Genomic DNA, 13,695 nt, shown 5'->3' with positions numbered 1-13,695 from the left:
GCACGGCCCTGCCTCGGGGCGCGACGTGCAAGGAGTCGTTTCATGGAAACGCAGATGACGACGTTGTCCGCGGGCATCCTGCTGTTCCTCATCATGGATCCGCTGGGCAACATTCCGTTGTTCCTTGCCCTGTTGAAGGACGTGCCGCCCCAGCGCCGGCGCAAGGTGATGATCCGCGAACTGCTGATCGCCCTGGGCGTGCTGGTCGCGTTCCTGCTGGGTGGCCAGGTTATTCTCAAGGTGCTTCAGCTTCGCCAGGAATCGGTGAGCATCGGCGGCGGCATCGTGCTGTTCCTGATCGGCATCCGCATGGTCTTCCCCCCGGTGGAGGGTGGCGTGTTCGGCAAGCCGGGAGAGGGCGAGCCCTTCATCGTGCCCATGGCCATCCCGGGCGTGGCGGGGCCTTCGGCCATGGCGGCCCTGTTGCTGCTGACCAATTCCCAGCCCGGCCGCACGGCGGAGTGGGGCATTGCCCTGTTCCTGGCCTGGTTCGCCACCTCGGTGATCCTGCTCAGCTCCACCTTCCTGTTCAAATGGCTGGGCGAGAGCGTCCTGACGGCCCTGGAACGCCTGATGGGCATGCTCCTGATCGCGCTTTCGGTACAGATGTTCCTGGGCGGCGTGTCGTCCTACCTGCATATCGCCGTCTGATCCAAACGGCACATTGCCGTAGGAACATACGTGACGGTAGGGTAGCTGTCATAATTGCCCGCGAGCATGGGCGGGGGCGGATGGTATTCGTCTCCGGGCATGGGTCGAGGCTCCCAGGGTGGGAGTCATAGAGGACGTTCGAAGGCACTATGAGAAATCACGACTCCGCACCGGCCACGTTCGGTTTCCACCGTTCGACGTCATGGGGAGCCTAAATCATGCTGAGCATCGATCAGACCCTGCTTGAGCGCCTGCCTTGGCTGGCCCAGCACCCGCGTCTGCGCAAGCCGCTTGTCGGCATGCTGGAGACGCTGGCCCACGAAGATCGCTTCAACCGCACCCTCGAGGTCGCCGGCACCGCGCTGGGCTTCGAGTTCTGCGAGAAGACCCTCGAACACCTGGGCGTCAGCTGCAGCGTCACCGAACGCGAGCGCGAGAACATCCCCGTCGAGGGCCCCCTGATCGTGGTCGCCAACCACCCGCTGGGCATGGTCGACGCGATCGCCCTGATCCAGCTCATTGGTTCGGTCCGCCGCGACGTCCGCATCCTGGGCAACGACGTGCTGAACGCGGTGCCGCAGCTGGGCAACCTGCTGCTGCCGGTCGATGTCTTCGGCAAGGGCGCTGCCTCGCGCATGCGCGCCATCTTCCGCTCCATCGAGGCGGGCGAGGTGCTGATCCTCTTCCCGGCCGGCGAAGTGTCCCGCGTGCGCCCCGGCGGCGTCCGCGACGGCAAGTGGTCCGATGGCTTCGCGCGCATCGCCACGCGCACGGGTGTCCCCGTGCTGCCGGTACATATCCACGCACGCAATTCCGTGGCCTTCTACGGCCTGTCGATGCTGGCCAAGCCCTTGAGCACGGCCATGCTTCCGCGCGAGGCCACCTCGGGCAAGCAGCGCATCGGCTTCCGCATCGGCAAGCTCGTCGACGCCGAGGAACTGAAGCAGGTCAGCGGCGATTCGACCGAGCAGGCCGCCAAGCTCATGCGTCGCCACGTCTACCGTGTCGGCGCCCAGCGCGGCCTGATCTTCGGTGGCCAGACGCCGCTGGCGCACCCCGAGCCGATAGAGCGCGTGGTCGCCGACCTGGACAAGGCCGAGTTACTGGCCGAACTGCCCGACGGCAAGAAGATCCTGCTGATGCAGGGGGCGACCGATAGCGCCGCATTGCGCGAGATCGGCCGCCTGCGCGAGCTGACTTTCCGTCGGGTGGGCGAGGGCACCGGCAAGCGTCGCGACCTCGATGCCTATGACCCTTACTACGAGCACCTGGTGTTGTGGGACGCCAAGGCCCTGCGCATCGTGGGCGCCTACCGTTTCGGGCACGGCGGCAAGCTGATCGCCGCGCACGGCATGTCCTCGCTCTACACGTCCAGCCTGTTCGACTATTCGCCGGCGCTGGAATCGCGTCTGGCCCAGGGCCTGGAACTGGGGTGCAGCTTCATCGCACCGGCCTACTGGCGCTCGCGCGCGCTCGATCAGCTCTGGCAGGGCATTGGCCTCTACCTCCAGCGCCATCGTGAACTGCGCTACCTGTTCGGCCCGGTGAGCATGTCGGTGAGCATGCCGCGCGAGGCGCGCGAATGGATCGCCGCCGCTCACCAGCATTTCTTCGGTGTGCAGGGCCTCGCTGCCGCTCGCCAGCCGTTCGTGATCCCGGAAGCCACCATCGACTCCGTGCGGGCCGAACTGGAAGGCCTGGACCCGGCCGCCGGCCTGGGCAAGCTTCGCCATCGCCTGGACGCCCTGGGTGTCACCTTGCCGGTGCTGTACCGCCAGTACGTGGACCTCGTGGAGCCCGAGGGTGTGCAATTCCTTGCGTTCGGCGAGGATCCGGACTTTTCCGGCTGCGTCGATGGCCTTGTCATGCTCGACCTGGCTTCTTTGAAGGCTGCCAAGCGGTCACGGTACCTAGGGAAGAACGCCTGATTTTTCATGGAGATGGGTGGGAAGGACCCCTCTCTAGGAAAAAGTGGTATTTATCAAAATGGCGTGAAAGCGTTACAAATCTGTCATACAATGCCGTTAAAGTGGGCTTAACAACTGTCGCCGCCGGGTCTACGGATGTGATGCCGGTCACGCAAGCGTAAAAGCCTGCGAAGCTCACGTAGAACGTACGAGCCCAAGAAGCACTCAGGGGACAAACCAGGACGAATGCACCAACCCGGCACGCCGCCGGGTGTCCCTTCGTCTGGCCAATTTTTCGTTGCAAGCCACAGGGTCGACCATTAAATGAATAGCCGAATCCGCGCCAAACTCTTGCCGCTTGCGATCGCATCGCTGTTTGCGGCACCTGCATTCGCGCAGGAAACCTCCGCTACGATGAGCGGTCGCGTCCTCGACGCTTCCGGCCAGCCGGTGTCCAACGCCACCGTCGTCATCGTTCACGAGCCGTCGGGCACCACCAAGACCGTCACCACCGACGCCTCCGGTCGCTACAACGCGCAGGGTCTGCGCACGGGCGGTCCGTTCGACGTGACCGTGAAGAAGGACGGCACCCCGTCGACCCGCCAGGACAACGTCTTCCTCGCCGTGGGTAACGACACCGCCGTCAACCTGACGGTCGGCGCCGGTGCCGCCAGCTCCGCCGACGCCACGGCGCTTTCCGCCGTGACCGTGTCGGCCGTGTCGGGCCAGTTCTCGTCGGAGAACAAGGGCCTGTCCACGTCGATCTCGCAGGAACAGCTGAAGAACACCCCGGCCCCGAGCCGCAACATCGCCGACATCGCGCGCCTTGATCCGCGCGTCACCGTCGACCACGGCACGGGCGCCATCTCGGCCAACGGCCAGAACACCCGCATGAACAGCATCAAGGTCGACGGCCTTGGCGTGGGCGACCCGTTCGGCCTGAACTCCACCGGCATGCCGACCGTCGGCTCCCCGGTCTCGATGGACACCATCGACTCGTTCAACATCTCGACCGCCAACTACGACGTCAGCTCCGACACGATCGGTGCTGAAATCAACGCCGTGACCAAGTCGGGTACCAACGACTACCACGGTTCGGTCTACTACGGCTTCAAGAACGCCAGCAGCATGGTCGGCGACGCCGGCTGGCTGAAGCAGAACCGCGACTACACCGAGTTCGACCGTAACTGGACGGCCGGTGCCACCGTCGGCGGCCCGATCATCAAGGACAAGCTGTTCTTCTTCGCGGGCTACGAAAAGGAAGAAGTGACCGGCCTGAGCTCGGGTGCTGTCAACGGCCTCGATCCGTCGTTGGTCAACTCGACCTCGAACAAGATCTCGCAGGGCGACCTGAATAGCGCCATCCGCAACGCCTCGAACATCGGCCTGAACCCGGGCTCGCTCGGTGCGAACGCCGGTACCCTGACCGACAAGCGCTACATCGGCAAGATCGACTGGAACATCACCGACGGTCACCGCATGAACTTCGCGTACTCGCGGACGAAGGAGACCAAGCCGAATCCGCAGGGTAACAGCGTCAACAGCATCGGCCTGTCCAGCTACTGGTACACCGTCAACTCCGACATCAAGAACTACACGCTGCAGTCGTTCGACGACTGGAACGACATCTTCTCGTCGGAAACCAAGGTCGGCTACAGCGACTACAACCTGAATCGCTCGGTGTCCACGCAGCAGCCGATGGTCACCGTGCGCGTCAACGGCGGTTCCAACGTCGGTACCTCGCCGACGATCAACCTCGGTGAAGATCAGTTCAGCCACTACAACGTGGCCTCGGTGAAGACCCTCAACGCCATGTGGGCCGGCACGCTGTACCTGGGCGACCACACCATCAAGGGTGGTGTCGAGTGGGAGCGCAACCGCGTCTATAACCTGTTCGGTCGTACCGAGTTCGGCGCCTACACCTTCGATGGCGTGAACCGTCTTGGTAATGCCGACTACACGCAGTACGTGCTGTACCAGCCGGCGAAGGGTTATTCGCTTTCCGACATCGCCGCGAAGCTGGAACTGCGTCGCCAGACCTGGTTCCTGCAGGATACCTGGCAGGCCAGCGACAACCTGTCGGTGCAGTTCGGCGTGCGTGTCAACAAGTACCTGACCGATGACCAGCCGCTCTACAACCCGACCTTCCAGCAGAAGTTCGGCTTCAGCAACGCCAACACCATCAATGGCAGCAAGCTGATCGAGCCGCGCCTGTCGTTCAACTACACCTTCGACAGCGAATACAAGACCCAGCTGCGCGGCGGCGTGGGCCTGTTCCAGTCGGATCCGCCGACCGTGTGGCTGGCGAACCCGTACCAGAACAACGGTATCAACATCGCCACCTACACCTACAACCGCCAGCAGGACGGTAGTTGCAGGCTTGGCAACAGCGGTCCCAACTTCGCGTGCCCGCAGTTCAGCCCGAATCCGTTCAAGCAGCCGACCACCGGCGACGGCACCATCCCGCAGATGGCCGTCGACACCGTCGACAAGAACTTCAAGCTGCCGAGCGTGTGGAAGTCCTCCATCGCGTTCGATCGCGAGCTGCCGTGGGATGGCATCATCGCCAGCCTCGAATGGCAGCATCTCGAGGTCAACAACGGCATCTTCTACCAGAACCTCAACATCGGTAACCCGACTGGCAAGCTGCCCGACGGTCGTTTCACCTACTACGGCTGCATCGGTGGCGCGACGTCGCTCGGCGGTCCGACGGGTGCTAACAACTGCGCGACCCTGCCCAACGGTCAGGCCAGCGTCCAGGTCGGCACCAACACGAACAACAACAATCGCTAGCGTTCGGACAACCGCTTCGCCCAGGCCGTCACCTATCTGACCAACACCAAGAAGGGCGGTGCGGACACGGTGACCCTGTCGTTCAGCAAGGCTCTGCAGAACGGTTGGGCCTGGAGCGTCGCCGCCACCGCCGGTCACTCGACCGAAGTGAACCCGGGTACCTCCAGCCAGGCTAGCTCGAACTACTCGAACAACGCCTGGTTGAACCCGAACGAGAACGTCGCGTCCACCGCCAACACCAACATCGGCAAGCGCCTCAACGCCTCGCTGACCTGGCAGCACAAGTTCTTCGGTGACTACAACACGACCATCAGCGCGTTCTACGACGGTCATGACGGCGTGCCGTACAGCTGGGTGTTCTCGAACGATGCGAACGGCGACAGCTACTCGCGCGACCTGGTCTACATCCCGAACCGCGGCGATGTGATCCTGCGCAACGCGAACGGCACCGCCCCGGCGTCGCAGCAGCTGCAGGACCAGTTCTACAACTTCATCCAGAGCGACAGCTACCTGCGCAAGCACCAGGGTGAAGTCGCCCGCCGCAACGCGACCCGTTCGGCGTGGGTGAACCAGCTCGACCTGAGCCTGAGCCAGGAAGTCCCGGGCATCTTCAAGGGCAACAAGGGCGAGATTCGTCTCGACATCTACAACGTCCTGAACCTGCTCAACAACAAGTGGGGCCAGCAGTCTTACGTCGGCTTCCCGTACACCCGCAACCTCGTCGCCTTTGGTGGCGTCGATGCCCAGGGTCACTACATCTACAACCTGCCGACGGACTCCAACGGCAACTACCAGCCGGGCCAGAAGGCGGTGTACGACTCGCCGTCGGACAACAGCGCGACCAAGGTGAACCCGGTCTCGCGTTGGTCGGCCCAGCTGACCCTGCGCTACACGTTCTAAGCGGACACCACGTCGCAATGGACGAAAGCCAGCCCCGAAAGGGGCTGGCTTTTTCTTTGGGCGGGCTTGACCCTCATGGGCGCGGCGCGTGATCCTAGGCGGTCCGCTCCAGAACCCGGGGCGGGGTTCGCCGCTAATTCGCGGTCAGAAGGACATGTAACTCCATGAATGCCAACCAGTTCGGAGAGCCGGTCTCCGGCAAGACGGTCAGCGCCCGCGTCTCGCCGGCCGGCGGTCTCGATATCCTCTCCCGCAATGAAGTCGCCCGCCTGCGCGACGCCAGCGGGTCCGGGCTGCACCAGTTGCTTCGCCGCTGCGCGCTGGCCGTGCTCACCTCGGGCAACCTGTCCGACGAGCCGGGTACCATCTTCGAGCAGTACCCCGATTTCGACATCCAGGTGCTGCAGGAAGACCGCGGCATCAAGATCGAGCTCAAGAACGCCCCGGAGCAGGCCTTCGTCGATGGCCGCATCATCCGCGGTATCAACGAGCTGCTGGTCGCCGTCGTGCGCGACATTGTCTACATCTCCACGCAGCTGGAGAGCGGTGGTTTCGATCTCGACGAGACCGTGGGCATCACCCACGCCGTCTTCGAAATCCTGCGTAATTCGCGCATCCTGCGCCCGCAGGTCGATCCCAACCTCGTCGTCTGCTGGGGTGGCCATTCGATCTCGCGCGACGAGTACGAATACACCAAGCGGGTGGGCTACCAGCTCGGCCTGCGCGGCATGGACATCTGCACGGGCTGCGGCCCGGGCGCGATGAAGGGCCCGATGAAGGGCGCGACCATCGCCCACGCCAAACAGCGTCGCAAGGGCAATCGCTACATCGGCGTGACCGAGCCGGGCATCATCGCCGCCGAGTCGCCGAACCCGATCGTGAACAACCTCGTGATCATGCCGGACATCGAGAAGCGCCTCGAAGCCTTCGTCCGCCTTGGCCACGGCATCATCGTGTTCCCGGGCGGCGTCGGTACGGCGGAAGAGATCCTGTACATGCTCGGCATCCTGCTGATGCCGCAGAACCAGGGCATTCCGTTCCCGCTGATCTTCTCCGGTCCGCAGGCGTCGGCGGCGTACTTCGAGCAGATCGACCGCTTCCTGCGCCTGTGCCTGGGCGAGAGCGTGGCCGAGCATTACCGCATCATCATTGACGATCCGGCGGCCGTGGCTCACGCCATGGTGGCGGGCATCGACAAGGTGCGTAACCATCGACTGGACAACAAGGACGCCTTCTTCTTCAACTGGGCGCTCGACATCCCGCTGCCGTTCCAGCAGCCGTTCCGTCCGACCCACGAAGCGATGGCGGGCCTCGCGCTCCATCGCGATCGTCCGCGCCATGAACTGGCCGCCGACCTGCGCCGCGCCTTCTCGGGCATCGTGGCCGGCAACGTGAAGGAAGACGGCGTGCGCGCCATCGCCCAGCACGGCCCGTTCGTGATCGACGGCGAGCCGGAGATCATGCACGCCCTCGACGACCTGCTGAAGGCCTTCGTGGTGCAGCACCGCATGAAGCTTCCCGGCGGCACGGCCTATGAGCCGTGCTACGTGGTTCGTACCTGAGTCGGCTATCCGCTGGCTGAACGTGACGTCGGAGCCAGGCTCCGGCGTCACGATGTCTAGACGGCTCTCCGGGCGAGGATGCGCGCCACACCGTCACGGTCGGAGTCGCCCATGCTGGTCACCATCCTCCTCGTCATCCTCCTTCTCGCCCTCGTCGGCGGCCTGCCCACCTGGGGTTACTCGCGTACCTGGGGCTACGGCCCGAGCGGCGGCATCGGCGTCATCCTCGCCATCATCCTGGTCTGCTGGCTCCTTGGCGTGTTCTGACCGTGTACGCGTTCGCGGCCATCTTCGTGCGACTGCGACGGGCGCACGGTCCGGGGCAAGCGAACGCGCGATCATGAGGTCATGGAGGCCTGCTACGAACTCATGCCGCCCTGGGCGGTGACTGGCGGCGCAAGGAGCGCGCTGCGCGCCCTGGGCATCGACGCCCGGGCGGCGCTAGGGGCGTATGGCGTGTTTCCACGCATCGAGCCGGGCAGCTATGCACCGGTCGTCTGCTGCGTCGACGGTCATCCTTCGTTGCACGGCAAGCGCTGGGGCATGCTTCCCGGCTGGTCCGATCGCCTGACGCTTGCCGCGCGCACGGCCTTCGTCGACGCGGAGGCCGCACCCGAGCGTCCGGCCTACCGTGAGGCCTTCGTCCACCGTCGATGCCTCGTTCCCGCGACGGGCTTTCTTGTCGCTCCCGGCGGGGAGGCGAGCGAGGGCTCGCTGCTGGCGCGCCCCGTCCGGGGGCGCCTGCTCTGCATGGCCGGGCTGTGGAATCGCTCAGGGGACGGCGTGCTGTCGTACTCACTGTTGGCGAGGGGAATCGACAACGACTGCGACCCGGTGTTCATCGCGCCCGATGCCTGGGCCTCGTGGCTTACGGGCGGCGCCGACGAGGCGTGGCAGGCGCTCGCCGGGCGCGCCACCGTCGAGCTCCGTTACTATCCCTCTCCACACCGCGCGTCGATGACGGCGCGCATGCGAACGGGAGGCGAGTACGCCTGACCCGTCGGAGGTCCGTCATGCCGCGTCCATTCCGTCCCGTGCCCGACACGGAACCCGCGTCGCCGGGTACCTCGCCGCCACCGCTCGACCATGAGCCGGTGGAGCGGCCGGGCCCCGATCCTGACACCGATGGCGAGCCCCTGGAGTACTGATGCCCCGTTCCTCCCCGCGCTGGCCGGGTCGGATCCTGCCGCGACGCTTTTTCCACCGTGACCCCCGCATCGTTGGCCCCCAACTGCTCAACAAGGTGCTCGCCTGCGCCGATGGCAGGGCGGGGTGCATCGTCGAGGTCGAGGCGTATTGCGGGGCGATCGATCCGGCCGCCCACACCTATCGGGGCAAGACACCGCGTAATGCGGTGATGTTCGGTCCGCCGGGCCACATGTATGTGTACTTCACCTATGGCATGCACTGGTGTTGCAACACCGTGTGTGGCGATGACGGTGAAGGGGCGGGTGTGCTCATCCGCGCGTTGGAACCCCTCGCCGGTATCGAGCGGATGCGCGAGGCCCGGCCTCGTGCCCGCAAGGATCGCGAGCTGTGCAGCGGCCCGGCCCGGTTGACCCAGGCGCTTGGCATCACAGGGGCACAGAACGGCATCGATCTGGTCCGGGCCCAAGACGGCTATACCGTCGTCGACGATGGCATGCCTGCCCCGGAGAATGTCCCCGGCTCCGCACGCATCGGCATTCGCGAGGGCACGGACCTGCTCTGGCGCTGGTATGTGGCGGGCAACCCGCATGTGTCCCGTGCCTGACCGGGGGTGGCCCTGGTGGGGGACTGGGTATAGGCTCCGCGAACCCTCGCTAAGGAAAGTCGCATGAAGCGCATCATCGCCGCTGTTCTCCTCGCCGCGTTCTCCGTCGCGGCCACCGCCTCGGATACGTACCGCAACGGTTCCCAGGTGATTTCCACGGGGCAGAGCGAAGGCCAACTGCGCCAGGTGATGGGCAAGCCGGACCGCGAGACGCCGATCGAAACCACCCGAGGTGGCCTCAAGGGCTATCGCCTTGAGTACTTCCGTGGCGGCAAGTCCGTGCAGTTCGAAGTGGTCGATGGCCGCGTCCAGTCGATCACGCAGATCGACAGCTGATCGTCGTTTCGGGGAGTGTGAAGACAGTGCTTGACAGCCCCCACCGACATCAACACAATACGTAGCTCCCCGCCCGAATAGCTCAGCCGGTTAGAGCACTTGACTGTTAATCAGGGGGTCGTTGGTTCGAGTCCAACTTCGGGCGCCAGATATATCGAGGGTCAGCAGAAATGCTGGCCCTTTTTATTTGTCCGTTTCGATGCTCGACCGGGGCGATTTTCCGGGACGCCGATGCGGATGAATCCGCTGTGTCAAATCAGGTAGAGTCCCGTCCTATGGCCCTTCTTTCCATTCCTGGTGGTCTACTCATCGCCATCGAAGGCATCGATGGTGCTGGCAAGACGACGCTTGCGAAGGTCATTGCGGATGAGCTGTCAGCGAACGGCGCCAAGGTCGCGCTGAGCAAAGAGCCCACCACGGGCCCTTGGGGCATGAAGATGCGCGAGTCCGCGGCGGCCGGTCGCCTGACGCCCGAAGAAGAGCTTCGCCTTCTGATCCTGGATCGCCGGCAGCACGTCGACGAGCTCATCGCGCCGGCTCTGGGCAGGGGCGAGGTTGTCATTCTCGATCGGTATTTCCCCTCGAATGTCGCTTACCAAGGGGCAGCGGGTATCGATATCCCCGACGTTCTGAAAGCGAACGAGTTTGCTCCTCGCCCCGACCTTTTGCTTTTGCTGGATCTCGAGCCCCCCGTCGGATTGGGCCGGATTCGTGCTCGTGGCGATGCACCGAACCACTTCGAGACCAGCGAGAACCTGAAGCGGTGCCGGGAGATCTTCTTGTCGTTGAATCTGCCCCGGACGGTGGTCATCGATGCATCGTCCCCGGCGGCGACAGTGGCGGCGCAGGCCATTCAGCACGTCCACGAGGCGCTTGCGCGAAAAACCGCCAAGGCGGATGGAGCAAGCCCCGCGACGGCGGAGTAACGGAGAGCTTCTTCTGCCTTGAATCCATGCTTGAAGGGCCACGCAGCGATGCGTGGCCTTTTCGTTGGCATCATCGAGCGCAGTCGTGTGCGTTCTGTACGTCGTCGGTGCTGGTTCGTACGCGCCCGGCGATCGAAACGACGACCTTGATCGCCGTCGCAGGCTTGCGCCTGACGCAGAACGTGATGGTCTGCGGCGGGTTGGCGGCGCCCAGTGAATCGAAATGGAGGCTGGGGGCTTGCCGGCGCGCCGTGCGCAGGCCCGTATCCAGCGCGGGATGTCCGAGGTTCTTGAGGGCGCGGCCGTGCTGCCACGCGGTCCATCCGCCTGCCCAGCCTCGACGGCCGTCTCCGGCGATCACCGTGACGGGGGCGTCGGTCGCCACGGCCAGTAGACGGGCACGATCCAGGTCGGCGCGCAGGGCCTCCGCCGCGAGGCGCAGCTGCCGGTGGAGCACCGCGTCATGGAAGGCGGGCAGGGCGACACCCGTGAGGAGGCCGACGATGGCCAGAACCGTGACCAGTTCGACCAGGGTGAAGCCGTGAGGGCGCTGTCGGGGCATCGGATGTCCTCGGGCGGGCGCTCGATCGTCGATTTGTCAGCAGTCATTCGCCGCCGGCCCGTTACCTCACGTCACGTAGGCGCCAGCGCTTTAAACTCGGGGTTCGCACCTGCATATCGTCAGCCATGACCGATCGCTTCCAGCTCGTATCCCCCTACCAGCCTTCCGGCGACCAGCCGGGAGCCATCCGCAAGCTCGTCGACGGCTTCGAGGCCGGTCTGGCGGCGCAGACGCTGCTCGGCGTCACCGGTTCGGGCAAGACCTTCACGATCGCCAACGTGATCGAGCAGGTGCAGAAGCCGACCATCGTGCTGGCCCCGAACAAGACTCTCGCGGCGCAGCTCTACGGCGAGTTCAAGGAGTTCTTCCCGCACAACGCGGTGGAGTACTTCGTCAGCTACTACGACTACTACCAGCCGGAAGCCTATGTGGTCGCCTCGGATACTTTCATCGAGAAGGATTCGAGCATCAATGACCATATCGAGCAGATGCGCCTGGCGGCGACGAAGGCGCTGCTGTCGCGGCGCGATTCGCTGATCGTGGCGACGGTTTCGGCGATCTACGGCCTGGGCGATCCGGAGGACTACATGAGCCTCCGCTTGATCCTGTCGCGTGGCGAACATATCGACCAGCGCGCGCTGATCCGCCAGCTGACCGAGCTTCAGTACATCCGCAACGAGATGGAACTGCGTCGCGGTACCTATCGCGTGCGCGGCGAGGTCATCGACGTGTTTCCGGCGGAATCGGAAAACGAGGCGTTGCGCATCGAGCTGTTCGACGGCGATGTGGAGAACCTGTCGCTGTTCGATCCGCTGACCGGCGAGACCATTCGTCGCGTGCCGCGCTACACCGTGTATCCGAAGACCCATTACGCCACCACGCGACAGAGCGTGCTCAACGCGATGGAGACGATCAAGGTCGAGCTGTCGGAGCGCCTGGAACAGCTGTATCGCGACAATAAGCTGGTGGAGGCGCAGCGCCTCGAACAGCGCACGCGCTTCGACCTGGAAATGATGGCCGAGGTTGGTTTCTGCCAGGGCATCGAGAACTACTCGCGGCACATGACCCGCCGTGGACCCGGCGAGCCGCCGCCGACCCTGTTCGACTACCTGCCGCCCGACGCCTTGATGGTGGTGGATGAATCGCACGTCACCGTCCCGCAGCTGGGCGCCATGTACAAGGGTGACCGCTCGCGTAAGGAAACCCTCGTGGAATTCGGGTTCCGCCTGCCGTCGGCGATGGACAATCGTCCGCTGCGTTTCGAGGAGTGGGAGCGGCGCAAGCCGCGCGCGATCTACGTCTCCGCCACGCCGGCCAAGTACGAGCTGGAACAGGCCGACGACAACATCGTCGAACTGGTGGTGCGCCCGACCGGCCTGATCGATCCGGAGGTGGAGGTGCGTCCCGTGCGCACCCAGGTCGACGATCTGCTCGGCGAGATTCGCCTGCGCGTGGGCATGGGCGATCGCGTGCTGGTCACAACGCTCACCAAACGCATGTCCGAGAACCTCACGGACTACCTGGCCGAGCACGACGTCAAAGTGCGCTACCTGCATTCGGACATCGAGACGGTGGAGCGCACCGAGATCATTCGTGATCTGCGTCTTGGCGAGTTCGACGTGCTGGTGGGCATCAACCTGCTGCGCGAGGGCCTGGACATGCCCGAGGTGTCCCTCGTGGCGATCCTGGACGCGGACAAGGAGGGCTTCCTGCGCTCCACGCGTTCGTTGATCCAGACGATCGGCCGCGCAGCGCGCAACGTCCGTGGCAAGGCGATCCTCTACGCCGACGAGATCACCGGATCGATGAAGGAGGCCATGGGCGAGACGGCCCGTCGCCGCGAGAAGCAGATGGAATACAACGCCGCCAACGGCATCACGCCGAAGACGGTGGTCCGCCGTATCGCGGACATCATGGAGGGCGCGCGCTCCGACTTCGGTTCCCGTGGCAAGGGCAAGAAGGGCAAGGACACGAAGAAGGTCGCCGAGGAAGCCGCCGACTATGCAGGCCTCAGCCCGGAACAGGTGGGCGCCGCGATCAAGAAGCTCGAGACCCGCATGTATAAGCACGCCCAGAACCTCGAGTTCGAGGAGGCGGGCAAGCTCCGCGATGAGATCCACCGCCTGCGGGAACGGGCCTTGCGATAATTTCGCACGGCCCCCTTGCACGCGGGGGCGGGTATCAGTAAACTGCGCAGCTCTTCCGGGCGGTTAGCTCAGCGGTAGAGCACTACCTTGACATGGTAGGGGTCACAAGTTCGATCCTTGTACCGCCCACCACTTTCCTCAGTCGGCAAGTGGCTTGA

Annotated in this window: 13 protein-coding genes and 2 tRNA genes; 14 read left to right on the top strand and 1 reads right to left on the bottom strand. The window is 64.5% G+C overall.

Annotated elements, in window-relative coordinates; translation table 11 throughout:
• Window positions 1–54 precede the first annotated feature (54 nt).
• The 12 genes from GAK28_RS00990 (at window position 55) to tmk (ending at window position 10,828) form a co-directional block, all read left to right on the top strand.
• Window positions 55–651, top strand: a complete 597-nt coding sequence (locus GAK28_RS00990; protein ID WP_291774483.1) for a YhgN family NAAT transporter — start codon at window positions 55–57, stop codon at window positions 649–651.
• A gap of 218 nt (window positions 652–869) precedes the next feature.
• On the top strand, window positions 870–2,579 hold the full coding sequence (locus tag GAK28_RS00985; RefSeq protein ID WP_291773865.1) for a lysophospholipid acyltransferase family protein: 1,710 nt from the start codon (window positions 870–872) through the stop codon (window positions 2,577–2,579).
• Between the two features lie 393 nt (window positions 2,580–2,972).
• Entirely contained in the window at window positions 2,973–5,351 is a 2,379-nt protein-coding gene (locus GAK28_RS00980) for a carboxypeptidase regulatory-like domain-containing protein (RefSeq protein ID WP_343161800.1), read from the top strand.
• Between the two features lie 69 nt (window positions 5,352–5,420).
• On the top strand, window positions 5,421–6,251 hold the full coding sequence (locus GAK28_RS24875; protein WP_343161799.1) for a hypothetical protein: 831 nt from the start codon (window positions 5,421–5,423) through the stop codon (window positions 6,249–6,251).
• A gap of 164 nt (window positions 6,252–6,415) precedes the next feature.
• The gene (gene ppnN, locus GAK28_RS00975; protein WP_291773863.1) at window positions 6,416–7,813 is read left to right on the top strand and encodes a nucleotide 5'-monophosphate nucleosidase PpnN; all 1,398 of its coding nucleotides are present in this window, start codon (window positions 6,416–6,418) and stop codon (window positions 7,811–7,813) included.
• A 114-nt stretch (window positions 7,814–7,927) separates the two neighbouring features.
• Window positions 7,928–8,080, top strand: coding sequence for a DUF3309 family protein (locus tag GAK28_RS00970; RefSeq protein ID WP_343161828.1), 153 nt, complete (start codon window positions 7,928–7,930; stop codon window positions 8,078–8,080).
• Between the two features lie 81 nt (window positions 8,081–8,161).
• Window positions 8,162–8,809 carry an SOS response-associated peptidase family protein gene (locus GAK28_RS00965; protein WP_291773859.1) on the top strand — a complete coding sequence of 216 codons (648 nt, stop codon included), beginning with the start codon at window positions 8,162–8,164 and terminating at the stop codon, window positions 8,807–8,809.
• Between the two features lie 17 nt (window positions 8,810–8,826).
• Window positions 8,827–8,961: a hypothetical protein gene (locus GAK28_RS00960; protein WP_291773857.1), complete on the top strand. Its 135-nt coding sequence runs from the start codon at window positions 8,827–8,829 to the stop codon at window positions 8,959–8,961.
• Window positions 8,961–9,566 carry a DNA-3-methyladenine glycosylase gene (locus GAK28_RS00955; protein WP_291773855.1) on the top strand — a complete coding sequence of 202 codons (606 nt, stop codon included), beginning with the start codon at window positions 8,961–8,963 and terminating at the stop codon, window positions 9,564–9,566. Before GAK28_RS00960 ends, GAK28_RS00955 begins: the two co-directional genes overlap by 1 nt.
• A 63-nt stretch (window positions 9,567–9,629) precedes the next feature.
• Window positions 9,630–9,902, top strand: coding sequence for a DUF2845 domain-containing protein (locus tag GAK28_RS00950; protein WP_291773853.1), 273 nt, complete (start codon window positions 9,630–9,632; stop codon window positions 9,900–9,902).
• A gap of 71 nt (window positions 9,903–9,973) precedes the next feature.
• Window positions 9,974–10,050: transfer RNA gene (locus tag GAK28_RS00945), tRNA-Asn, on the top strand.
• A gap of 127 nt (window positions 10,051–10,177) precedes the next feature.
• Window positions 10,178–10,828, top strand: a complete 651-nt coding sequence (gene tmk / locus GAK28_RS00940) for a dTMP kinase (RefSeq protein WP_291773851.1) — start codon at window positions 10,178–10,180, stop codon at window positions 10,826–10,828.
• Window positions 10,829–10,898: 70 nt separating this feature from the next.
• Here tmk and GAK28_RS00935 read toward each other — a convergent pair whose 3' ends face one another.
• A complete protein-coding gene (locus GAK28_RS00935) occupies window positions 10,899–11,390 on the bottom strand; it encodes a GspH/FimT family pseudopilin (RefSeq protein ID WP_291773848.1) in 492 nt (163 codons plus the stop codon).
• Between the two features lie 125 nt (window positions 11,391–11,515).
• Here GAK28_RS00935 and uvrB point away from each other — a divergent pair, with 125 nt between their 5' ends.
• Both uvrB and GAK28_RS00925 read left to right on the top strand, forming a co-directional pair.
• Window positions 11,516–13,537 carry an excinuclease ABC subunit UvrB gene (uvrB, locus tag GAK28_RS00930; RefSeq protein ID WP_291773846.1) on the top strand — a complete coding sequence of 674 codons (2,022 nt, stop codon included), beginning with the start codon at window positions 11,516–11,518 and terminating at the stop codon, window positions 13,535–13,537.
• A 57-nt stretch (window positions 13,538–13,594) separates the two neighbouring features.
• Window positions 13,595–13,669: transfer RNA gene (locus tag GAK28_RS00925), tRNA-Val, on the top strand.
• Window positions 13,670–13,695: the final 26 nt, after the last annotated feature.

The organism is Luteibacter sp. (genome assembly GCF_009912395.1).
In the GTDB taxonomy this organism is placed as follows: Bacteria; Pseudomonadota; Gammaproteobacteria; order Xanthomonadales; family Rhodanobacteraceae; genus Luteibacter.
This window is presented reverse-complemented; position numbering and strand designations above follow the sequence as displayed.

Coding starts and splice junctions, on each gene's coding strand:
- GAK28_RS00980 (WP_343161800.1), top strand. CDS start 2,973: ATGAGCGGTCGCGTCCTCGACGCTTCCGGCCAGCCGGTGTCCAACGCC.
- GAK28_RS00990 (WP_291774483.1), top strand. CDS start 55: ATGACGACGTTGTCCGCGGGCATCCTGCTGTTCCTCATCATGGATCCG.
- GAK28_RS00985 (WP_291773865.1), top strand. CDS start 870: ATGCTGAGCATCGATCAGACCCTGCTTGAGCGCCTGCCTTGGCTGGCC.
- GAK28_RS00950 (WP_291773853.1), top strand. CDS start 9,630: ATGAAGCGCATCATCGCCGCTGTTCTCCTCGCCGCGTTCTCCGTCGCG.
- GAK28_RS00955 (WP_291773855.1), top strand. CDS start 8,961: ATGCCCCGTTCCTCCCCGCGCTGGCCGGGTCGGATCCTGCCGCGACGC.
- ppnN (WP_291773863.1), top strand. CDS start 6,416: ATGAATGCCAACCAGTTCGGAGAGCCGGTCTCCGGCAAGACGGTCAGC.
- uvrB (WP_291773846.1), top strand. CDS start 11,516: ATGACCGATCGCTTCCAGCTCGTATCCCCCTACCAGCCTTCCGGCGAC.
- GAK28_RS00960 (WP_291773857.1), top strand. CDS start 8,827: ATGCCGCGTCCATTCCGTCCCGTGCCCGACACGGAACCCGCGTCGCCG.
- GAK28_RS00935 (WP_291773848.1), bottom strand. CDS start 11,390: ATGCCCCGACAGCGCCCTCACGGCTTCACCCTGGTCGAACTGGTCACG.
- GAK28_RS00965 (WP_291773859.1), top strand. CDS start 8,162: ATGGAGGCCTGCTACGAACTCATGCCGCCCTGGGCGGTGACTGGCGGC.
- tmk (WP_291773851.1), top strand. CDS start 10,178: ATGGCCCTTCTTTCCATTCCTGGTGGTCTACTCATCGCCATCGAAGGC.